The following is a 19,817-nucleotide window of genomic DNA, read 5'->3' as shown; positions in this document are numbered from 1 at the left end:
AGAGCGGCGGCCGCGACGACCTCGCGCTCCGGCGTCCCGTTCCGCGGGTGAAATCGGCGTGGGGGTCGCGGGGTGGGTGATGGGCGTTCAGCCCCGCCGACGGCGGAGAACACGCCAGACTTTCGGGAGCGGCGTGACCGATCGAGCCTCCCGCCGACGTCGGTCGAGATCGCCTTGTGCTTTGGCGGCGGTCAGCGCTGGGCGGCGACGTGCGCGACCGCTGCCATGCGGAGATCGATCGACTCGGACATCATCGCGATCTCGCTGGTCGTGATGCCCTTACCGCGCGCGCAGTCCTTCCAGTCCGTCATCGCCCCCACGACGGAGGCGATCCGGGCGCGTGCGGTGGTGGCATCCAGGTCGCATTCTTCCGCGAACGGGATGAGGGCCTCCGCCTCGTCAGGCGGGGCGTCGGCGCCCATGATCGTCGTCGAGCGAGGACGGTACGCGTCGGGCTGGGGGTTCACGTCGAAGGCGGGGCTGAGCGTCCACCCTGGCCCGGTGGACAACAGTCCGTGGTTGCGCAGGTGGTCATCGGTGTTGCCGAGCACGACGTTGGCGACGACGCGGTCGAACAGTTCTCGCAGGTCCCTCCTCGGCGACTGGGCGAGATCCCGGACGGCCAGGACGATGTCGGCGTAGTCGCGGTGGTCGCCGTCGCGTGCGCCCACAGCGGTCATCGCGCTGATGTATCCGATGCGGCCGTCTGCGGACCGGTCAAATCTTTCGAGCAGAAGAATGCTCCGGCTCCCCACCTTGGTCAGCCGTCGGCGAGGGGTGCGGATCGCGGCCGCTTCGAGGAGATCGAGGGCCGTCGCCTCCCAGGCCATCACATCCCATTGGTCGCTCTGGTGAGGGAACTTCGCGATGGCCAGGCCGCCTCCCTCGAGTCGGACGGACGCCTTCGGTCGAGCGCCGCCGAGGCCTGTGGTCCCCGTGTCGAGAAGCTGCTTGACCGCTCGCGCCGAGTCGTCTCCGGCGGAGACATCGTCGGCGGCGCGGAGGAGCTCCGGCAGCGAGACGACGGGGGGCACGTGGGCGGCATCCCCGAGGAACGAGGCGCTCCCGGGAAGGCGGAACCGGAGGGCGCCCTGGCGGGTGTCGTCGCTCACGCCGAGGAGGAAGTCGAGGTCGTCCAAGCGACGGGGGGCGCGGCCGGCCTCACGCGAGCGAAGGCGCTCAGCTTTCTCGATGAGGTTCCGTCCCCACCGATCGGGGGCGCTGTCGGCGAAGGCGGGGACGAGACCGTTCCCATGTTGACTGCCGGAGACCAGCGGGAGGCTCGGGTCGATGCTCATGCCGCCCTGGGCGATGTAGCCGGAGTCGTAGGCGAAGGTGGTCGAGACCTGGCCGCGGTTGCGGGTGAAGTACGCCTGCCCGACGAGACGAGGACCGCCGGGGGCGTCGAGGAAGACGTCGAGGGTCGTCATCGCGCCCGCTTCTTCGTGATCTCTCCGGCGCGGAGCCTGCCGACGTCGCTGGCGAGCGGATCGATGGCATCCACCGCCTGGCTCAGGATGCCGAGCGCCCTCAGGACCTGTGCCACGTTGCGGAAGCTGACGCCGGGGTCCCCCGTCTCGATCTTGCGCAAAGTGGCGCGCGTGATGTCGGCGCGTTCTGCAACCTGCTGAGCGGTCAAACCGAGAACCATTCGCCACCCACGCACGTGCGCACCGAAATCCGTCACCTCGCGGTCGATCCGGTATCCGGCCATGTCGCCTCCAATGGGCACAATGATAGCCATAAAAGCTCGATGTGAACACGATGGTGTTCATAGCTCGGCAGCCGTCCCCGTTCTGCGTGCCCAGCCGGGACGCAGGCGGCCCCCGGTATCCTGGAAACCATGACTGACCAGCCCCCCGTGCGCACCACCACGCCCCGGCAGGTGCGCCCCGCGGGGGCGCCGGCCGACACCGGCATCCGCGAGACGACGCCGAAGAGCACCGGCATCCGCGAGACCCGACCGAAGGCCGGACGCCAGGTCCGCCCTCAGACCGAGGGATGGCAGCAGCAGAAGGACGAGACCGGCCGCCCGCTGCTGCAGTTCGCCAGCCCCAAGCGCGGCAAGCCGCCCGTGCACCTCGCCGACCTCACCGCCGCCGAGCGCGTCGAGAAGGTCAAGGAGCTGGGCCTGCCCGGCTTCCGGGCGAAGCAGCTCGAGAAGCACTACTTCACGCACTACACGTCCGACCCGGCCGAGATGACCGACCTCCCGGCATCCACTCGGGAACAGCTCGTCGCGGGGATGCTGCCGCCCCTGCTCACCGAGGTGCGCCGGCTCGAGACCGACCGCGGCGACACGATCAAATTCCTGTGGAAGCTGCACGACGGCGCGCTCGTCGAGTCTGTGCTCATGCGCTACCCGGGCCGCATCACCCTGTGCGTGTCGAGCCAAGCCGGTTGCGGGATGAACTGCCCGTTCTGCGCGACCGGGCAGGCGGGCCTGACGCGCAACATGTCGTCCGCCGAGATCATCGAGCAGATCGTCCGCGCCAACGCCCTCATCGCCGCCGGCGGTCTCGGCGGCAAGAAGCGCGACGACCACTCGCTCGACCGCGTCTCGAACATCGTCTTCATGGGCATGGGCGAGCCGCTGGCCAACTACGCGCGGGTCATGCAGGCCGTGCGCGTGATGGTCGACAAGGACCACGGCCTCGGCATGAGCGCCCGCGGCATCACCGTCTCGACCGTCGGCCTCGTGCCCGCGATCACCAAGCTCGCCGCCGAGGACATCCCGGTCACCTTCGCCCTGTCGCTGCACGCCCCCGACGACCACCTGCGCGACGAGCTGATCCCGGTCAACTCCCGCTGGAAGGTCGACGAGGCCCTGGATGCCGCCCGCGCCTACTTCGACAAGACGGGGCGCCGCGTCTCGATCGAGTACGCGCTCATCAAGGACATGAACGACCACGCCTGGCGCGCCGACCTGCTGGCGGAGAAGCTCAACGCCCGTGGGCGCGGCTGGGTGCACGTCAACCCGATCCCGCTGAACCCGACTCCGGGCTCGATCTGGACGGCATCCGAGGTCCCCGTGCAGAACGAGTTCGTGCGCCGCCTCAACGACGCCGGCATTCCGACGACCCTGCGCGACACCCGCGGCAAGGAGATCGACGGGGCGTGCGGTCAGCTCGTCGCGACCGAGGAGGACGAGGTCGCCGCGGCGGCGACCCCCGTCGCCTGATCCCCCCCCACGGCGGGCCCCGTCGCCTGATCGACGCGGAGGAGGCCGACGGCCCTCAGCCGTTCCGGCCCCGCGCCGCGACGTGCCAGACATCGACGACCTGATCGCCGGCGGTGACGACCGCGTCGTCGACGAGGTTCATCGCCAGGCAGACGTGATTGGGCACGATGCGCAGGCGCGAGCCGAGAGCAGGCGGCCGGTCTCGCTCTGCCCAGCGGATGGTGGCGTGATGCTCGGAGAGGGCGACGATGCGCGCGTCGGGGGCGCCGAGGACGCGCCCGTAGCCGGTCGTCCAGGCGGGGCGGTCCGACCCGAGGATCTTGCTCCCGGCATCGGCGACGAGGAACGTCTCGCCGTCGCGTTCGTGCGCGCTGACGACGGTGGACAGGACGCTCACCGCGATGTCCTCCGGGGCGCAGCGGCCGAGCTCCCACTGCTGGGCGTCTCCGAACGCGTACACGCCGGGTCGAGCCTCGGTGACCGTGCCCGCGGCGGTCAACAGCGCGGTCGGCGTGGATCCGCCGCTGCGGACGGCCACCGGGATCCCCGCCGGCTCCAGCGCCGCCGCGGCCGCGGTGAGGGCGTCGCGTTCGTCGAGCGCGACCGTCGCCGCGGCGCCCGGTGCGTACGAGTGACCCGGGAACGTGAACACGCCGTCCACGATGAGGCCCGCCCGCCGGGCGGCGAGGGCGACCGTCGCCGCGTCTTCGGGGCGGACGCCCGAGCGGTGATGCCCGCTGTCGACCTCGATGCGGACTGCGACGCGGGCGGCATCCGGCCCGAGGAGAGCCGCGGTGTTCTCCGCGCTCTCCGCGGAGTCCACGCCGAGGGAGAGACGAGTGGATGCCAGGACCGCCCGCACGCGGTCTGCCGACCGGGGCGTCATCCACAGGGGGTAGGCGATGAACACGTCGTCGATGCCCGCGGCGGCGAACACCTCGGCCTCGCCGAGCGTCGCGACCGTGATCCCCACCGCCCCGAGCGCCACCTGCAGCCGCGCGATCTCGGGGATCTTGTGGGTCTTCGCGTGCGGGCGGAGGGTGATGCCCTTCCCCGCGAGCGCGGTCTGCATCCCGGAGAGGTTTCGCTGGAGGATGTCCCGGTCGATGAGCAGGCTCGGCGTCTCGAGGTCGGACACGGGGGAGTGCTGCACGATGTCGGCTCCGCTCGGTGGGGTGAGGCCTGCTCCGCAGACGTGGGGGGCGCTAGCCGAGGCTCGCTCGGGCGTCCTGAGTGAGCAGGTAGAGGGTCTTCGCCTGGCCGGGGAAGCGGGTGAACCCGAATCTCTCGTAGAACGGGATGACGTCCTCCCGCAGGGCGTGGACGAGGACGGCTCGGATGCCGATGGTCTCCGCCGCGTCGAGAGCCCGCATCGTCGCATGCTGGAGCAGGGAGGCACCCAGGCCCATGCCGTGGAAGGCACGGTCGACGGCGAGACGGCCGAGAAGGACGACCGGGACGCGTGAGGGCATCTTGGCCGTGAGAGGGGGCGGGCCGTCCTCGCGTTCCAGCGAGCTCGACGAGAGGCAGTAATACCCCGCGACTCGCTGGTCTTCACGGGTGACGCAGACGCTGGTGCGAGAGGCGCCCGCCTTCTCGTTGCTGCGCGCCCGGCCACGCAGCCAACTGTCCAGCGCTTCCTCACCGGAGTCGAACTCCGACAGCCGGTCACCCGCCGCGATCGGGCGGGGGGTGAGGAACTCAACCACGGTCGACGAAGACGGATGTGCGCCGGAACAGGTCCTGCAGTCCCTCGACCGATCGTGCGGGACGATCCATCACGGCGAGGAACGCGTCGAAGGCCTCGGCCTCGACGCGGAGCTGCCGGTCCTGCTGGATCACCTCTTCCGCCCGCTCGGTCAGGACGTCGGCTGAGAACGCGGTGACGGTGCGACCGGAGATCGCGGCGGCGGCTTCGATCGACTCCTTCTGCGCAGCGGTCACCCGCAGTTCGATACGCGCGTTCTTCCGGGGTGCGGCCATGGCTCCAGTGTACGGAAATATTCCGTACGTTCGCTCTGTGTGTCCGGCGGTCAGGACGCCGACGGCAGCGCGACCCTCCGCGTGTGCGCGCGCACGGACGGCAGGCGCCGGCCGGTCGTGAGCATCGTGCGGAGGCCGGTCAGGCGTCGGCGCACCGCCCACCGCGTGACGTTCGCGAGCGACTCCCGGACGATCGCCCCGCTCATCTTGCTCACCCCGCGCTCGCGCTCCACGAAGGTGATCGGCACCTCCGAGACGCGCAGGCCGCGCTGCAGCGCGCGCCACAGCAGGTCGAGCTGGAAGCAGTAACCCTGGGAGGCGACGTCGTCGACCCCGATCGCGTCGAGGGCGTCGGCACGGAAGACCCGGTAGCCCCCCGTCGCGTCGCGGACGTCCATCCCGAGGGCGAGACGCGCGTAGAGGTTGCCGCCGCGGCTGAGCAGCCGTCGATGCAGCGGCCAGTTCCGCACCCGTCCGCCGGGGATCCAGCGCGAACCGAGCACGACGTCGGCGGTCGGCGTCTCGGCCAGCAGGGCCGGGAGCGCCTCCGGCTGGTGGGAGCCGTCGGCATCCATCTCGACCAGGTAGGCGTAGCCGTGAGCGCGCCCCCAGGCGAAGCCGTCGAGGTACGCGCGGCCGAGACCGTCCTTGCCCGACCGGTGCAGGACGTGGACCGCCTCGTGCCGGAGCGCCAGCCGGTCGGCGAGCTCACCGGTCCCGTCGGGCGAGGCGTCGTCGACGACGAGGACGTCCGTGCCGCCGACGGCGAGGACGCGATCGACGATCGGGCCGAGGTTCTCGATCTCGTTGTAGGTGGGGATGATGGTGAGGACCGGGGTCATGTCTCTCCTGAGGCGTCGAAGGGCGGATGTCAGGTGGCGACGGCGGTCACGACGACGTTGTCGACGTAGTGGCCCGTCTCGGGATCCCAGGCGCCCGCGCACGTGACGATGCGCAGCTCCGGCGTCGGGACGGGGGCGTAGATGGATGCCGTGGGGAAGGTGTCCTTCTCGACGGTCTGGAGTCCCGTCACGACGAAGTCCGCTGTCGTGCCGTCGCTGCGCCGGACCGAGACGGTGTCGCCGGCGGTCAGCTTCGGCAGGTCGAAGAACACGGCGGGGCCCGTGGGGGAGTCGACGTGCGCGGCGATGACCGCCGGACCCACCTCCCCGGGGAGGACGCCGCCCTCGTACCAGCCGACGGCGTCGAAGTCGGTGGGCGCCTCGATCCAGCCGTCCGCCCCGCGGTCCAACCCGATGAGGTCGGACTCGACGCCGATGGCGGGGATCGAGAGGTGGACGGGTGTCGCCGTGGAGGCCGGGGCCGCCGCGACCGGGTCCTGGAAGCCCGAGGCGGCGCCCGTGCCGGAGGCGGCGCCCGTGCCGGAGGCGGCCCCCGCCGGCGCGGCGGAGGCGGACTCCTCGAGCGGGGGGCAGCCGGCGAGGACGTCGTCCGTCAGCATCGCCGTCGCCAGGGCGTTCCACGCGTCGCCGTAGTAGGTGGGCGTGGATGCCGAGGTCTCGGACATCCGCTGCAGGTCGGCCTCGGCGGCATCCCTGTCCCCGTCACCTGCGGAGGACGCCGCCCGGGCCGCGTACGCGATCGCGTGCTGGTCGCTCGTGACCGCGCCCGCGCCGGAGTCGAGCTCCGCGGGGAGGGTGTCGTCCGCGGGGAGCGCGGCGGCGATGCGTCCCGCCAGCGCCCGGTCCGCGGGCTCGCACGACTCGGCGAAGCGGATCGGGGTGCGCGTGGCGTCGTAGCCGTAGCCCGGCTCGCCCTGGCCGTCGGCGGCACCGGCGATCGCGACGGTCCCGTCGGCCGCCACCGTGGCCCAGTTCGTCGGCAGGGGGTTCGCGTCGAGCAGGGCCGAGGTCACGGCCCGGCTGCCCTCGGCCAGCTCCTCCCACCGCGGATCGTCCGACGCCTCGGACAGCACCGCGTAGGCGGCCGGTGAGGCGTAAGAGGGGTTGTAGGCGTGGGGCGACGACGTGGCCCACGGACCGGGCAGCAGGATCCGCCCGACAGCGGTCTCGGCCGTCATGTCGTCGAGCAGCGCCTCTCCGAGCGCGATGCCCTCGGTGCGCAGGTCGTCGCGGCCGAACGCGTCCCCGGCGAGCACGAGGGCGCGGGCGGCATCCAGGTCCGCGTCGGAGGCCGGCTGCTCGTCGACGACCGCGCCGTCCTCCCACCGCCACGCGAGCAGCAGGTCGTCGCGCTGCAGGTTCTCGGTGGTCCACGACCAGATGCGGTCGAACTGCTCCTCGTCGCCGGCCGCCAGGGCGAGGAGCAGGCCGTACGCCTGCCCCTCGCTGACGGTGTCGCCGCCCTGGTCGGTGCGGACGACCCGTCCGTCGTCCACGTAGGTCGACAGGAACGCGGATGCCGTCTCGACGGTGCGGTTGTGGCCCTCCGTGTCCGGCTCGGCCGGTCCGGCGCAGGCGGTCAGGGTGAGCGCGACGGCGACGGCGGCCGCGCCGGCGGAGAGGACGGTGCGGATGCCGGTCACGCGGTGCCCTTCGCCGCCCGACGACGGAGCGCCGACGCCGCGACGAGCAGGCCGCCGAGCACAGCCGCCGCGCCCCCGACGGCACCGGGGGCGACCTCGGACGACGCGGCCGTGCCGCCGCCGCCGGTGTGGATGCCGCCGACGGGCATGTCGGCGAGGGTGGCCGAGTCGGTGACGGCGCGCGCGGTCAGCGCCCCCGCGGCGTCGTCGAGCACGAAGAGGGTCGAGACCGATCCGGCGGGGAGGTCGACGGCGGAGGAGCCGCTCTCGTCGGCGCCGGTCAGCTCGAGGTCCCACGAACCGGCGGGCACGGCGGCGTAGTCGGTGGCCGTCCCGGTGGGGACGTCGCGCGCGATCGCGCGGCCCTCCGCGGTGTCCACGTCGACGGTCGGCTCGACCGTGGAGGCCTGAACCACGCGCACGCGCGCCTGTCCCTCGTCGGGGGCGGAGAGGTCGTCCTCGAAGACCGTCGTGCGCAGCTCGGCGTTGCGGCCGTAGGCGGCGACCGTGACCGGCTCGCCCTCCGCGACGTCGATCGACTGCTGCACGACGGGCTCGGCGTCGTCGGCGGCGTCGGAGGGGACCATCGACACGACGTACGTGCCCTCCGCGAGGGGGATGTAGTCGCTGACGGCGCCGTAGGCGACGTCGTCCAACTCGTACACGACAGCGCCGCCCGAGAGCGCCGTCATCTGCACGTCGACCGACTTGGTGTCCGGGGACAGGTGGGCCACGCGGGCCCATCCGCCGGGAGCCGCCGAGGCGGCCGATGCCGCGGGGGCGAGGGCGACGCCGAGGGCCAGCGGCATCACGGCCGCGGCCGTCAGCGCGAGGCCGCGCAGGGCGCGCCGGGGTGCGCGGGTCGAGGAGCGGGGGGTCTCGGTCATGCGGGTCATGAGGGATCCTTTCGTCGGGGGGAGGAGAGTCGTCCGGGGGGACGGGGTCACGAGGTCGGACGCGGCAGGAGGCCGGTCGGCTCGTCGGGGGAGAACGTGATCACCACGCCGGCATCGCCGCGTTCGACCGAGACGGGGCGGAGGCGGCCGGTCAGCGACTCGTAGAACCGCACCACCTCGTCCGCGCCCGCGGCGGTGCCGCGTGCGTCCTGACCGTCGAACGAGCTGACGACGAGCTGACGGTGCACGCCCGAGGGGTCGCCGTCGAGCTGGTCGATCGCGGCGACGTCGATGCGTCCGACCGCCGAGAGCTGACCCAGGGTCACCAGGATGCGGCCGTCGACGACGCCGGAGGTCAGCAGGTCCTGCTCGGCGCCGGGGAGTCCGATGCCGGGGTTCTGCAGCAGCTGCTGTCCGGCCACCGACCGGGCGGTGTAGAGCCCCTCGTCCGCGGCCTGGGCGAGCGCGGCCTGCTCCCGATCGATCAGACGAACGTCGACCTGCTGCGCCCCCTCGCCGAAGGAGGCCACGACCACGCTGTTCTCGATCGCCTGCCGGACCGTGGGGAACTCGGTCGGGAAGGTGCGCATCGAGTCCGTCGTGATGACGTAGTCGTAGTCCCGCCAGCCGTCGGGAGCGAGCTCCTGCACGTCGGGGTCGGTGTCGGCCTTGTAGTACCAGACGACGTCCTCGCGGGTGAAGCCCGCGTCGACCAGGTCCACCCACATGGCGTCGTCGACAAGCATGCGCGCGTCACCCGGGGCGTTCTGCGTCATCCACGCCTGCGCATCGCGCAGCGGCCGGTCGAGGTCGGCGAGGAGGAACCCGCGCAGCTGCGCGGCCCACAGCGGACCCGCGGCGACGAGCGCGACGAGCAGGCCGGACGCGACCGCGACCCCGCCGAACCGGCGCAGCGTCGCCCGCGACCGCAGCGACTCGACGGCGATCTGACCCATTCCGGCCACGACGATCGCGGCGAAGGGGAGCAGCATGATGACGTACGGCACCGGGAGGTAGCCGCCGCGGAACATGAACGCCGTCAGCGCGAGCAGGGCGATCGCCCAGGGCCGGAGGCGACGGACGAACAACGCGGCCACGGCCGCCGCGAGCGCGGTCACGATGAGCGCCGCGTCCAGCTGCCACCACAGGCCGACGGTCCGGGACATGAGGCTCTCGGGGTCGAACAGAGACCCGCTGCCCTCGCGGGACGCCAGCTGGAAGGCCAGCCCGTCCCACAGGCTCACGCGGCCGTCGGCCGGCATGACCTCGCCCTTGACCACGGCGAACGCGACGTAGGTGAGGCCGATGAGACCCAGCACCGCGGCCGCGACCGACAGCGTGTAGCGGCGGGTCGTCTTGTCGGCGCCGCGCCACAGGAACCAGGCGAGCAGCGGCAGCGCGAGGAGGTACGTCTCCTTCGTCAGCACGGCGATGCCGAAGGCGGCGGCGGCCCCGATGTAGCCGATGAGCTGCGCGCGCCGGCTCAAGGCCAGCAGTAGGGCGGCCAGCAGCCACGCCGTCGCGATGTTGTCGAGGTACACCTGACGGTGGAACTGCACCGCCAGCGGCGAGAGCAGGAAGATCGCGACCGCGACCGAGGCCGTCAGCCGGGCGAATCCGATGCGGCGTACCAGCACCCACAGCAGGATCGCGGCGGTCCCCGTGAAGACCAGCATGGCCTCGCGGGCGGCGATCACGGCGACGTCGTAGCGCTCCCACGCGTCGGTCAGGCCCGCGTAGGCGGCGATCTGGATCCACCCCAGCGGCGGGTGGTCGTACCAGTACGTGTAGTGGGTCAGCTCGCCGAGGTTGCCGATGCTCCAGGCCTGGGCGGTATAGGTGCCCTCGTCGTCGATCCTCTGCGGCGAGCCGCCGAGGTTGAGGGCGTTGACGAGGATGCCGACGAACAGCGGCGGCAGCAGCCAGGCCGCGTCGACGAGGCGGGTGCGCCACGTCGAGCGGCGTGCGGGCGCGTCGGCCGTTCCGCGGTCGCGGCGGGTGGGGACCGGCGCGGTGGGGCGCTCGAGGGTCGAGGTCATCGGGTCACCTCCGCGGTGGCGCCCACGAGCTCGCGGCTCGTGGTCGGTTCGGACGCGGCCTCACGGTGCGCGCCGGTGTGCTCGGTCTTCTCCCAGCTGCCGTCGCCGCGCAGCTGACGGACGACGGAGCGCACGGCCGCGGCCGCGAGGAAGATCTGGTACGGCACGAGTCCCAGCACGAGGCGCACGTAGTCGCGCACCCGCACCTTCTTGTCGTACACGCGGCCGAACTCGGTGAGCCCGGCAGCCTCGGCCACCAGCGTGATGACGGTGGGGACGAGGGGCAGGAAGGTGATCAGCGCGACCGGGGTCGGCACCTTGACCAGCAGGATGAACGCGACCGAGATCGGGATCAGCAGACCGGTGGCCGCCTGCAGGAACGGCATGTTCAGCAGGTAGCGGGCGTACATCCGCTGGCGGAGGGTCGGCAGCGCCTTCCACTCGCCCTTGCCGAGCACCTGCAGGAACCCCTGGTTCCAGCGGGTGCGCTGCTTGTATAGCGACTTCAGGGTGGGCGGGGTCTCCTCGCGCGTGACGTACTCGGGGTTGTAGGCGACGACGACCTTCGCGCCGTCGCTCGACAGGCGCACGCCCAGCTCGCAGTCCTCGGCGAGGCACTGGTCGTCCCAGCCGTGCGACCACTCCAGGCGCTCACGGGTGACGAAGACGGTGTTGCCGCCGAGGGGGATGAACTTGGACCGGGCGTGGAAGTGCAGGCGCGACCGGAACCAGAAGTAGTACTCGAGCACGTTGCGCAGCGACCACCAGCTGGTCTCGAAGTTCATCAGCTGCACGCCGCCCTGCACGACGTCGGCGCCCGTCTCCTGGAACTTGGAGTCGACGACGGTCAGCAGGCCGGGGTGCACCTCGTCCTCCGCATCGAACACGCCGACCACGTCGCCGGTGGCGATCTGCAGGGCGCGGTTGAGCGCCTTGGGCTTGTTCTTGGGGACGCTGTCGTCGACGACCACCTTGATGAGGTCGGGATGCCGCGCGGCGGCCTGCCGGACGACGAGCTCGGTCCCCGGGTCGTCGTGGCCGACGATGGCGATGATCTCGAAGTTGGGGTGGTCCTGCTGCGCGAGGCGGTCCAGGGTCTGCCCCATGACCTCCTCCTCGTGGCGACCGGGGACGAGGAGCGTGAAGCGGTGCCGTGCGGGGCGCGGAGACGAGCTGAACTGCGTGGCCCGCAGGTCGTCGGCGGAGCGCCACGCGTGCAGCATCCACCAGAGGGTCGTCGTCGCGACGACGGTCAGGAGCAGGGCGAGCACGATGATGCCGCTGTAGCCGAGCCATTCCCCGAGGGACCAGTCGGGCAGGAGGCTGCCCATGACCGAGGTCCCCGGCTGAGCGGGGACGGGAACGGTGGTGATGTCCTCGGGCCCGCCGCCGGGCGCGGGGGCGACGGGGGTGAGCAGCGGTTCGGGGGTCGCGGCGGTCGCGCGGACCATCGTGGGTGTGAGCAGGGACGACAAAAGACAACCTCCAGCGTCCACGTGGACGGTTCGAGGGCGGAGTGGGGGATGGGTGACGACCGCGGGCGAGGTCGTCGTACGCGGGTCATCCGGGGACCGTGGGGGGGATGGTTTGGATCGCCCAGGTGTTTGCCAGGGTTCTTCGACCTTCAAGTCGGCGCGGTTGACGCGTTCGCAGGGGTGAGGCATACTCCAACAGGTGAACACTTAGTTCACTAGATGAACCCCCCACCTCAATGGAGAGCACTATGGGCTTGGCTGTCTGGGCGCTGATCGCCTACATCGGCGTGATCGTCCTCTGGAGCGTCGTCGTCAAACGCGGCATCGGCGAGGCGATGGTCGTCGGCTTCCTCGTCGTCTGCGCCTTCGGCGGTGCGGACTTCCTCCGCCTGCTGGCGGTCGGACTGGAGGCGGCGTTCACGCAGGAGATCGTCTTCGCGGCCCTGGCGTTCACGTTCATCGGCTTCCTCCTGGCATCCACCGGAGTCATCGACCGCCAGGTCGACATCCTCAACTCGCTGCTGGGCCGCCTGCGCGGCGGGGCGGGCTACGTGGCGACGATCGGCTCCGCGCTGTTCGGCTCCGTCGCCCACTCCGGCTCCGCGAACGCCGCCACGATGGGATCGGTCGCCATCCCCTGGATGAAGCGGTCGAACTGGCCCCCGCACGTGGCGGCCACGGTCATCGCGGGCAACGCCGGCAACGGCACGGTCATCCCGCCCAGCGCCTCGTTCTTCATCCTGATCGGCACGGCCACCGTGGCGCCGTACGTCACCATCGACAAGCTCCTGATCGCCATGTTCGTGGCCGCCGCCTGGTGCGTGCTGTGGCGCCTCATCGTGATCTTCATCTTCGTGCGCCGCCACAAGATCGACCGGGTCGCCGCGGCCGACATCCTCCCCTTCGCCCGCTCGTTCCGTCAGGGATGGACGTCGCTGCTGGTCTTCCTCGGCATCGTCATCCCGGTCGCGGTCACGCTCGGACCCACCGGGGACGCGCTCACCCAGGCGCTCGGCGAGGACACGATGGATGCCGTCAGCGTCATCGTCTGGATCCCCGTGCTCCTCATGATCTTCGCCGTCCTCCTCGGCTGGCGCGGTCTGCCCCGCGGCGGCCGGGCGTGGTACGACTTCATCGCCAAGACGGCCCCGCGCTACCGCGACATCGGCGCCACGCTGGTGTTCGCCTTCGCGGGCGGCGCCGTCCTCACCGAGCTGGGCCTGGGCGATCAGCTCGCCGCGGTCCTGAACGGCCTCAACGCCTCGCCGGTGGTCATGTCGATCATCGTCGCGGTCCTCACCGTCCTCGTCGCAGGACCGCTGAGCTCCACCGCCACGATCGCGACGATCGGCGGCATCGGCTTCAGCGTTCTCATGGTGTCGGGGGTGGACCCGATCCTGGCGGCCTGCGTCGTCCTCGTCGCGGCGTCCACCGAGGGGGCCTCCCCTCCCGGCGCCTCGGCGATCTACATCGCCACCGGAATCGCCCAGGTCAACCCCGTGAAGACCTTCGTGCCGCTGATCGTCTGGTACGTCCTGCCGATCCTCGCGATCGCCGCCCTCATCGGTCCCGGCTGGCTGCCGGTGTCGTTCTAGCCCGCGTCCGTCATCGGAGAAGCACATGTCTGAAGAGAAGACTCCCGCCGAGAACCCGCACGGCCCCGTCCGCCGCCGCGCGATCGCGCTCATGACCCCCGTCTTCGTGGTCCTCCTGGCCACGATGCTCATCGTCGGCACGGTGCTGGTGGTGCTGCAGATCATCGGCCTGCTCCTGGCGAACGGCTCGTTCGTCGTCGGCGTCGCCGACGCGCTGAGCCCTTGGGCGTTCGGGATCGCCGGCGTGCTCGGCATCTGGACGCTGCTGCTGTCGTACGCCCACGGATGGAAGCCCGCCGACTGACCGTCGGCCGATTCGAACGAATGGATGCCACATGACCACCTCACCCACCCCGGTCGCCGCGGACGTCGTCGCCGGTCTCGCCGCCCTCCCCGTCGCCAACATCGGTGACTCCATGGACCGGCTCAACGTCGTCGACGCCGGGATCCACGCCGTCTGGCGCGGCGCCGCGGTCGCCGGCCCGGCCTTCACCGTGGAGGTGGCCGGCGGCGACAACGCCGGCATCCACGCCGCGATCTCGCAGGTGCCCGCCGGTGCCGTGCTCGTGGTCAACGGCCACGGCGTGACCGACCGCGCCCTCATCGGCGAGCTCATCGCCGAGCGGCTCCGCAAGGTCGGCTGCGCCGGGTTCGTCGTCGACGGCGCCGTCCGCGACGTCGGCGACCTGGAGGAGATGGGCTTCCCCGTCTTCGCCCGGTCGAGCAGCCCCGCCGGTCCGTACAAGAACGGCCCGTTCCGCGTGGGCGTGCCCATCGCGCTGGGCGGCGTGGTCGTGACGCCCGGTGACGTCGTCGTCGGCGACGGCGACGGCCTCGCGGTCGTGCCGGCGGCGGAGGCGGAGGCGGTCCTCGAGCGTGCACGGCGCAAGAACGCGGACGAGTCCGAGATCCGTCGCGGCATCCTGGCCTCCTGACCGATCCGACAGACTAGATGGATGAGTCCGGCTCGCGATGAGACGTCAGGTCAGCCCACGGTCCGCAGCGTCGAGCGCGCCCTCGAGGTGCTCGAGCTGCTGGAGCGCGCCGACCGCCCGCTGCGGCTCGTCGACCTCAGCCGCGGAACGGGTCTCTCGTCGGCGACGCTCCTCCGTCTGCTCGCCGTGCTCCAGCGCCGCGACCTCGTCGCCAGCGGAGCGGGCGAGTACCGGCTGGGCGTCGCGACCCTCGGCATGGCGCACGGGTACATCTCGTCCGATCCGCTCAGCAACCGCGCGCGGCCGCACCTGCAGCAGCTCGCCGACACGACCCGTCTCACCACCTCGCTGTACGTCCGCAGCGGCGACGAGCGCATCCTCGCGGTCCGCGTCGACGGGGAGCACCCGCTGCGCTACCAGCTGCCGCTCGGGCGCCGGCTCGCCCTGCACCTCGGGGCGGGCAAGCCGATCCTCGCGAACCTCCCCGTCGACGAGATCGCCCGCATCCTCCAGCTGCTGGGCGAGACGCAGCGGGCGGACGGCCGCACAGTGTCGGTGGAGGGGATGGATGCCGACCTCTCCGACATCCGTCGGAACGGCTTCCACGTCTCCGTCGCCGAGCGCGACACCGCCGTGGCATCCATCAGCGTCCCCGTCTTCGCGGGGACCGGGGAGGTCATCGCCTCCCTCTCCGCGTCCGGCCCCGTCGAGTCGACGGATCCGGCGCGACTGCCCGAGTGGGCACCCGAACTCCGACGGGCGGCAGCGGCCGTCGGCCGATAGCGCGAGCACCGACTCGCGCGTCTCGAAAGGAACAACATGCGCGTGATCGGAATCATCGGACTCGGCGAGGCGGGCTCGCTCTACGCCCGCGGGGCGGTCGAGGCCGGGTACGAGGTGCACGGCTACGACCCCGCCCCGACCCCGACGCCGGACGGGGTGGAGCGGGCGGCGACGCTCGACGCCCTGGCTGCGGCCGGCGACCTCGTCATCGTGCTCACCGGCGCGGCTCTGAGCCCCCGCATCGCGGCCGACGCCGCACCGCACCTGCGCCCCGGCGCGGTCTACGCCGACTTCACCACCGCCTCGCCCGAGGTCATGGTCGACGTCGCGGCCGTCGTGGAGGCGGCGGGCGCCCGTTTCGCCGACGTCGCGATCCTGGGTCCCGTGCCGACCAAGGGCGCGGCGACGGAGACGATCGTCAGCGGCGGAGCGGCGGCCGACGTGGCCGAGGTGCTGCGACGGTTCGGCTCGGACGTGGAGCTGATCGACGGGCCCGCCGGGGACGCCACGTCGCGCAAGCTCCTGCGCAGCGTCCTGATGAAGAGCCTCGCTGCGATCGTGATCGAGGCGCTCGAGGCCGGACGGGCCGCGGGCTGCGAGCCGTGGGTGCGGGCGCAGATCGCGGCGCAGCTGTCGGGCGACGCGGAGGCGAAGATGGACCGGTACGAGACGGGCAGCCGCAAGCACGCCGTCCGTCGCGCCCACGAGATGGAGTCGGTCGTCGACTACCTCGGCAGCCTCGGCGTGGCCGCCGAGATGTCCGACGCCGCGCGCGCGGTGCTCACCCGCCTGGGGGCCGAGCGGTCCTGACCCGCCGGGCGGGTGTCGGGCGAATTGACGTGAAGCGGGTGGCTGCGGCACGACAGACTGGGCCCATGAGCGAGAACGTCGTCGAGGTCCGGGACCTGCGCAAGACCTACCGCGGCGGCGTCGAGGCGCTGCGCGGGGTCGCGTTCGAGATCCGACGCGGCGAGACGTTCGCGCTCCTGGGACCGAACGGCGCCGGCAAGAGCACCGTGATCGAGATCCTCGAGGGGTACCGCGACCGCACGAGCGGGGAGGTGCGGGTGCTCGGCGTCGATCCGCACCGGGGCGGTCTGGACTGGAAGGCCCGGCTCGGCATCGTGCTGCAGAACACGGGCGAGGCGCCGACGGCGACCGTGCGCGAGCTGCTCGCGCACTTCGCCTCCTTCTACCCGCGCCCGCGGGACGTCGACGAGGTGATCGCGGCCGTCGGGCTCACCGAGAAGGCCAAGGTGTCGGTACGCAAGCTCTCCGGCGGTCAGCGTCGCCGCGTCGACGTGGCGCTCGGCATCGTCGGGCGTCCGGAGCTGCTGTTCCTCGACGAGCCCACGACCGGGTTCGACCCGGAGGTGCGCCGGCAGTTCTGGGACCTCATCCGCACGCTCCAAGCCGAGGGGACCTCCATCCTCCTCACGACGCACTACCTCGACGAGGCCGCCGAGCTGTCGGAACGCGCGGCCATCATCGTCGCGGGAGCCGTGGCATCCACCGGTCCCATCGACGAGCTCGGCGGGCCCGACGCCCGGGTGCCGCTCGTGCGCTGGCGCGAGGACGGTGTCGTCCAGGAGCGGCGGACGGACGACCCCGGGGCGCTCGTCGTCGCGCTGCACGCCCGGCTCGGCGAGCCGGACCGGCTGGAGGTGGTGCGCCCGAGCCTGGAGGACGTGTACCTGTCGTTCCTCGGCGCCGACGAGCGCCGCACCGCCGCGGCGTCGGGCGGCCTCGCGTGAACCGGGTGCTGCGGCTGGGTGCGGCGCGGGTCGCCTTCGAGATCCGCTCGTACTTCCGGCAGAGCGACTCGGTGTTCTTCACGTTCCTGTTCCCCGTGATGATCCTGCTCATCTTCGCGGTGGCCTTCGACGCGCAGACCTTCGGCCCGCCCGGGGACGAAGTGGATGCCGCCCGGTTCTACCTCCCCGCCATGCTCGCCGCCGGGGTGCTGCTGTCGGGGCTGCAGAACATGTCGATCGACATCGCGATGGAGCGCAGCGACGGCACGCTCAAGCGCCTCGGGGGCACGCCGCTGAGCCCCGTGTCGTACTTCATCGGCAAGCTCGGGCAGGTGCTGATCACCGGCCTGCTGCAGTCGGCGCTGCTCATCGCGGTCGCGGCGCTCGCCTTCGGCGTGCCGCTGCCGGACGACCCGGAACGGTGGCTGACCTTCGCGTGGGTGTTCCTGCTCGGAGTGACCACGTGCGCGATCCTCGGCATCGGACTCTCGGCCCTGCCGCGGACCGGTCGCAGCGCCACCGGCGTCGTCATCCCGATCGTGCTGCTGCTGCAGTTCATCTCGGGCGTCTACATCAACTTCTCGACGCTCCCAGAGTGGCTGCAGAACATCGCGAGCGTGTTCCCGCTGAAGTGGCTGGCGCAGGGTTTCCGGTCGGTGTTCCTGCCGGACTCCTTCTCCGCGGCCGAGCCGTCCGGGTCGTGGGACCACCCCCTCATCCTCCTCGTCACGGCCCTATGGCTCGTCGTCGGGCTCGCGGTGGTGCGCCTCACCTTCCGCTGGATCCGCAAGGACGCCTGACCCTCGGGGTCTGCCGATAAACGCTCGCTGCCCCGAGAAACGCCGCGTGCGGGCGTTTCTCGGGGCAGGCGGCGTTTATCGGTGTGGGAGAGGGATGCCACGGCCTCCGAGCCGGTGTTTCCCGGGCGTTAAGTTTTCATCACTCGCTGAAACTTCTGAACGTTTCGCATTGACCGTCTCGCGACACGGGTGTTCTCTGGGCGCAGTTCCACTTGCATCCCACCTTGGGCGCGGAACGTCGCCCTTTCCCGAGAGGCTCCTGATGAAGAGAAGAATCGCGCTCGCCGTGCTCGCCGCCGGCGCTCTCGCGCTCGCCGGCTGCTCCGGCGGTGACGGCGGGGACACCGCGTCCGCCGACGCATCCATCCGCGTGGCGGTCACCGACCCGCAGCAGCTCATCCCCGGGCGGCAGTCGATCGCCTACGACTTCAACATGGCGGTCTGGTCGCCGCTGGCCTTCCTGCAGTCCGACGGCACCCTGGAGTACGTCCAGGCGGAGTCGATCGAGTCCGACGACGCGCAGACGTGGACCGTCACCCTCCGCGACGGGTGGACCTTCCAGGACGGCACCCCCGTCACCGCGCAGAGCTACGTCGACTCCTGGAACGCCGTGGCCTACGGGCCCAACGCCTTCGAGAACTCGGGGCAGCTGGCATCCATCGTCGGGTACGCCGACCTGAACCCGGCCGAGGGAGATCCCACGACGGATGCCATGTCGGGTCTCGCCGTCGTGGACGACCTGACCTTCACGGTGGAGCTCGTCAGCCCCGACGGACAGTTCCCGCTCCAGGTGACGCAGGCGCAGACGGCGTTCTTCCCGATGCCGGAGTCGGCACTGTCGGACTTCGACGCCTACAACACGCACCCCGTCGGCAACGGCCCCTTCGAGATGACGGGCGACTACGTCGAGAACGAGCCGATCACGGTGTCGGCCTACGACGACTTCGCGGGGGAGGCCCCCACCGTCGACGAGATCACTTTCGTCCCCTACACCGACTCCGAGACCGCCTACACCGACGTGCTCGCCGGCAACCTCGACGTCGCGGGCGTGCCCGCCAGCCGCCTCATCCAGGCGGGCACCGACTTCGGCGACCGCCTGTACTCCTTCGAGGCGCCCGGCATCTCGTTCCTCGGCCTGCCGCTGTGGAACGAGCAGTACCAGGACGTCCGCGTGCGCCAGGCGCTGTCGATGGCGATCGACCGGCAGACCATCATCGACCGCATCTACGGCGGCACGTACACCCCGGCGACGGCGTGGACCCCGGCGATCGAGCCCGGGACGCCCGAGGGCATCTGCGGCGAGTACTGCGAGTACGACCCGGATGCCGCGAAGGCGCTGCTCGACGAGGCGGGAGGGTTCGACGGGCCCCTCGAGATCACCTACCCCGGCGGCGGCGGACTGGACCCGCTCTACGAGGCCATCGCGAACCAGCTGCGGCAGAACCTCGGCATCGACGCGACCGCGACGCCGACCGCGGACTGGGCGGAGTTCCTGCAGAAGCGCACGGACGCCTCGCTCACCGGGCCGTTCTTCTCCCGCTGGGGAGCGCTGTACCCCAGCCAGCAGGCCACGCTGCGCGTGTTCTTCATCGAGGGCGGCGGCTGCGCGAACTGCATCCCGTTCTACGACCCCGAGGTGAGCGCGGCCATGCAGACCGCCGACGCCGACCTCAGCGGGGACGGAGAGGCGTACGCCGCGGTCCAGGACATCATCCAGGAGGAGTTCCCGGCCGTGCCGCTGTTCTTCGAGACGTACTCCTACGTGACCTCGGAGCGCGTCGCCGAGCTCGTGAGCTCGCCGGTGGGCAACCCGACCTACCGCGCGATCCAGCTGCGCTGACCTCCCCGGCCGGCGCGCGAAGCCCCCGCC

Annotated in this window: 19 protein-coding genes; 9 read left to right on the top strand and 10 right to left on the bottom strand. The window is 71.6% G+C overall.

Annotated features, from left to right (window positions below):
* Positions 1-191: 191 nt before the first annotated feature.
* Positions 192-1,430, bottom strand: coding sequence for a type II toxin-antitoxin system HipA family toxin (locus ACO03V_RS01215; protein WP_423136306.1), 1,239 nt, complete (start codon positions 1,428-1,430; stop codon positions 192-194).
* Complete coding sequence (locus ACO03V_RS01210; RefSeq protein WP_423136305.1) at positions 1,427-1,744, bottom strand: helix-turn-helix domain-containing protein; 318 nt, start codon at positions 1,742-1,744, stop codon at positions 1,427-1,429. The genes ACO03V_RS01215 and ACO03V_RS01210 overlap by 4 nt, the downstream gene beginning before the upstream one ends.
* Positions 1,745-1,843: 99 nt before the next feature.
* Here ACO03V_RS01210 and rlmN point away from each other — a divergent pair, with 99 nt between their 5' ends.
* Positions 1,844-3,181 carry a 23S rRNA (adenine(2503)-C(2))-methyltransferase RlmN gene (gene rlmN / locus ACO03V_RS01205; RefSeq protein WP_367732415.1) on the top strand — a complete coding sequence of 446 codons (1,338 nt, stop codon included), beginning with the start codon at positions 1,844-1,846 and terminating at the stop codon, positions 3,179-3,181.
* A 55-nt stretch (positions 3,182-3,236) separates the two neighbouring features.
* Here the strand turns inward: rlmN and ACO03V_RS01200 are convergent, their stop codons facing one another.
* From ACO03V_RS01200 to ACO03V_RS01165, 8 genes are read right to left on the bottom strand one after another with little or no spacing between them, the layout of a single operon-like run.
* On the bottom strand, positions 3,237-4,334 hold the full coding sequence (locus tag ACO03V_RS01200) for an alanine racemase (RefSeq protein ID WP_423136304.1): 1,098 nt from the start codon (positions 4,332-4,334) through the stop codon (positions 3,237-3,239).
* Between the two features lie 52 nt (positions 4,335-4,386).
* A complete protein-coding gene (locus ACO03V_RS01195) occupies positions 4,387-4,890 on the bottom strand; it encodes a GNAT family N-acetyltransferase (RefSeq protein WP_423136303.1) in 504 nt (167 codons plus the stop codon).
* Complete coding sequence (locus tag ACO03V_RS01190) at positions 4,883-5,164, bottom strand: DUF1778 domain-containing protein (RefSeq protein WP_367732423.1); 282 nt, start codon at positions 5,162-5,164, stop codon at positions 4,883-4,885. Before ACO03V_RS01190 ends, ACO03V_RS01195 begins: the two co-directional genes overlap by 8 nt.
* 50 nt (positions 5,165-5,214) lie before the next feature.
* Positions 5,215-6,006, bottom strand: a complete 792-nt coding sequence (locus ACO03V_RS01185; protein WP_367732427.1) for a polyprenol monophosphomannose synthase — start codon at positions 6,004-6,006, stop codon at positions 5,215-5,217.
* Between the two features lie 29 nt (positions 6,007-6,035).
* A complete protein-coding gene (locus ACO03V_RS01180; RefSeq protein WP_423136302.1) occupies positions 6,036-7,670 on the bottom strand; it encodes a class F sortase in 1,635 nt (544 codons plus the stop codon).
* Positions 7,667-8,566: a DUF4397 domain-containing protein gene (locus tag ACO03V_RS01175; protein WP_423136301.1), complete on the bottom strand. Its 900-nt coding sequence runs from the start codon at positions 8,564-8,566 to the stop codon at positions 7,667-7,669. The genes ACO03V_RS01180 and ACO03V_RS01175 overlap by 4 nt, the downstream gene beginning before the upstream one ends.
* Before the next feature lie 47 nt (positions 8,567-8,613).
* The gene (locus ACO03V_RS01170) at positions 8,614-10,605 is read right to left on the bottom strand and encodes an ArnT family glycosyltransferase (RefSeq protein ID WP_423136300.1); all 1,992 of its coding nucleotides are present in this window, start codon (positions 10,603-10,605) and stop codon (positions 8,614-8,616) included.
* Entirely contained in the window at positions 10,602-12,080 is a 1,479-nt protein-coding gene (locus ACO03V_RS01165) for a glycosyltransferase (protein ID WP_423136299.1), read from the bottom strand. The genes ACO03V_RS01170 and ACO03V_RS01165 overlap by 4 nt, the downstream gene beginning before the upstream one ends.
* 248 nt (positions 12,081-12,328) lie before the next feature.
* On the opposite strand from ACO03V_RS01165, the gene ACO03V_RS01160 reads away from it, so the two are divergent.
* The 8 genes from ACO03V_RS01160 to ACO03V_RS01125 all read left to right on the top strand — a co-directional run bounded on the left by ACO03V_RS01160 (position 12,329) and on the right by ACO03V_RS01125 (position 19,787).
* Positions 12,329-13,675 (top strand): TRAP transporter large permease subunit, encoded by a 1,347-nt coding sequence (locus tag ACO03V_RS01160; protein WP_367732486.1) that lies wholly within the window; start codon positions 12,329-12,331, stop codon positions 13,673-13,675.
* A gap of 25 nt (positions 13,676-13,700) precedes the next feature.
* Positions 13,701-13,979, top strand: a complete 279-nt coding sequence (locus ACO03V_RS01155) for a hypothetical protein (protein ID WP_367732488.1) — start codon at positions 13,701-13,703, stop codon at positions 13,977-13,979.
* 31 nt (positions 13,980-14,010) lie between these two features.
* Entirely contained in the window at positions 14,011-14,610 is a 600-nt protein-coding gene (locus ACO03V_RS01150) for a methyltransferase (RefSeq protein ID WP_423136298.1), read from the top strand.
* 21 nt (positions 14,611-14,631) lie between these two features.
* Positions 14,632-15,393, top strand: coding sequence for an IclR family transcriptional regulator (locus ACO03V_RS01145; RefSeq protein WP_423136297.1), 762 nt, complete (start codon positions 14,632-14,634; stop codon positions 15,391-15,393).
* A 36-nt stretch (positions 15,394-15,429) separates the two neighbouring features.
* Positions 15,430-16,203, top strand: coding sequence for an NAD(P)-binding domain-containing protein (locus ACO03V_RS01140; protein ID WP_367732494.1), 774 nt, complete (start codon positions 15,430-15,432; stop codon positions 16,201-16,203).
* A 65-nt stretch (positions 16,204-16,268) separates the two neighbouring features.
* Positions 16,269-17,147 (top strand): ABC transporter ATP-binding protein, encoded by an 879-nt coding sequence (locus tag ACO03V_RS01135; protein ID WP_423136296.1) that lies wholly within the window; start codon positions 16,269-16,271, stop codon positions 17,145-17,147.
* Positions 17,144-17,947 (top strand): ABC transporter permease, encoded by an 804-nt coding sequence (locus ACO03V_RS01130; protein ID WP_423136295.1) that lies wholly within the window; start codon positions 17,144-17,146, stop codon positions 17,945-17,947. Before ACO03V_RS01135 ends, ACO03V_RS01130 begins: the two co-directional genes overlap by 4 nt.
* A gap of 262 nt (positions 17,948-18,209) precedes the next feature.
* On the top strand, positions 18,210-19,787 hold the full coding sequence (locus ACO03V_RS01125; protein WP_367732500.1) for a peptide ABC transporter substrate-binding protein: 1,578 nt from the start codon (positions 18,210-18,212) through the stop codon (positions 19,785-19,787).
* The last annotated feature ends 30 nt before the right edge of the window (positions 19,788-19,817 follow it).

The organism is Microbacterium sp. HMH0099, from assembly GCF_049384025.1.
In the GTDB taxonomy this organism is placed as follows: Bacteria; Actinomycetota; Actinomycetes; order Actinomycetales; family Microbacteriaceae; genus Microbacterium.
Note: the sequence above shows the minus strand (reverse complement) of the source record. Positions and strands in the feature narration are given on the sequence as shown.

Bases quoted from the DNA above. Each gene is read 5' to 3' on its own strand.
- ACO03V_RS01210 (WP_423136305.1), bottom strand. From the start codon at position 1,744: ATGGCTATCATTGTGCCCATTGGAGGCGACATGGCCGGATACCGGATC.
- ACO03V_RS01140 (WP_367732494.1), top strand. From the start codon at position 15,430: ATGCGCGTGATCGGAATCATCGGACTCGGCGAGGCGGGCTCGCTCTAC.
- ACO03V_RS01160 (WP_367732486.1), top strand. From the start codon at position 12,329: ATGGGCTTGGCTGTCTGGGCGCTGATCGCCTACATCGGCGTGATCGTC.
- ACO03V_RS01170 (WP_423136300.1), bottom strand. From the start codon at position 10,605: ATGACCTCGACCCTCGAGCGCCCCACCGCGCCGGTCCCCACCCGCCGC.
- ACO03V_RS01190 (WP_367732423.1), bottom strand. From the start codon at position 5,164: ATGGCCGCACCCCGGAAGAACGCGCGTATCGAACTGCGGGTGACCGCT.
- ACO03V_RS01175 (WP_423136301.1), bottom strand. From the start codon at position 8,566: ATGACCCGCATGACCGAGACCCCCCGCTCCTCGACCCGCGCACCCCGG.
- ACO03V_RS01185 (WP_367732427.1), bottom strand. From the start codon at position 6,006: ATGACCCCGGTCCTCACCATCATCCCCACCTACAACGAGATCGAGAAC.
- rlmN (WP_367732415.1), top strand. From the start codon at position 1,844: ATGACTGACCAGCCCCCCGTGCGCACCACCACGCCCCGGCAGGTGCGC.
- ACO03V_RS01135 (WP_423136296.1), top strand. From the start codon at position 16,269: ATGAGCGAGAACGTCGTCGAGGTCCGGGACCTGCGCAAGACCTACCGC.
- ACO03V_RS01155 (WP_367732488.1), top strand. From the start codon at position 13,701: ATGTCTGAAGAGAAGACTCCCGCCGAGAACCCGCACGGCCCCGTCCGC.
- ACO03V_RS01150 (WP_423136298.1), top strand. From the start codon at position 14,011: ATGACCACCTCACCCACCCCGGTCGCCGCGGACGTCGTCGCCGGTCTC.
- ACO03V_RS01215 (WP_423136306.1), bottom strand. From the start codon at position 1,430: ATGACGACCCTCGACGTCTTCCTCGACGCCCCCGGCGGTCCTCGTCTC.
- ACO03V_RS01125 (WP_367732500.1), top strand. From the start codon at position 18,210: ATGAAGAGAAGAATCGCGCTCGCCGTGCTCGCCGCCGGCGCTCTCGCG.
- ACO03V_RS01145 (WP_423136297.1), top strand. From the start codon at position 14,632: ATGAGTCCGGCTCGCGATGAGACGTCAGGTCAGCCCACGGTCCGCAGC.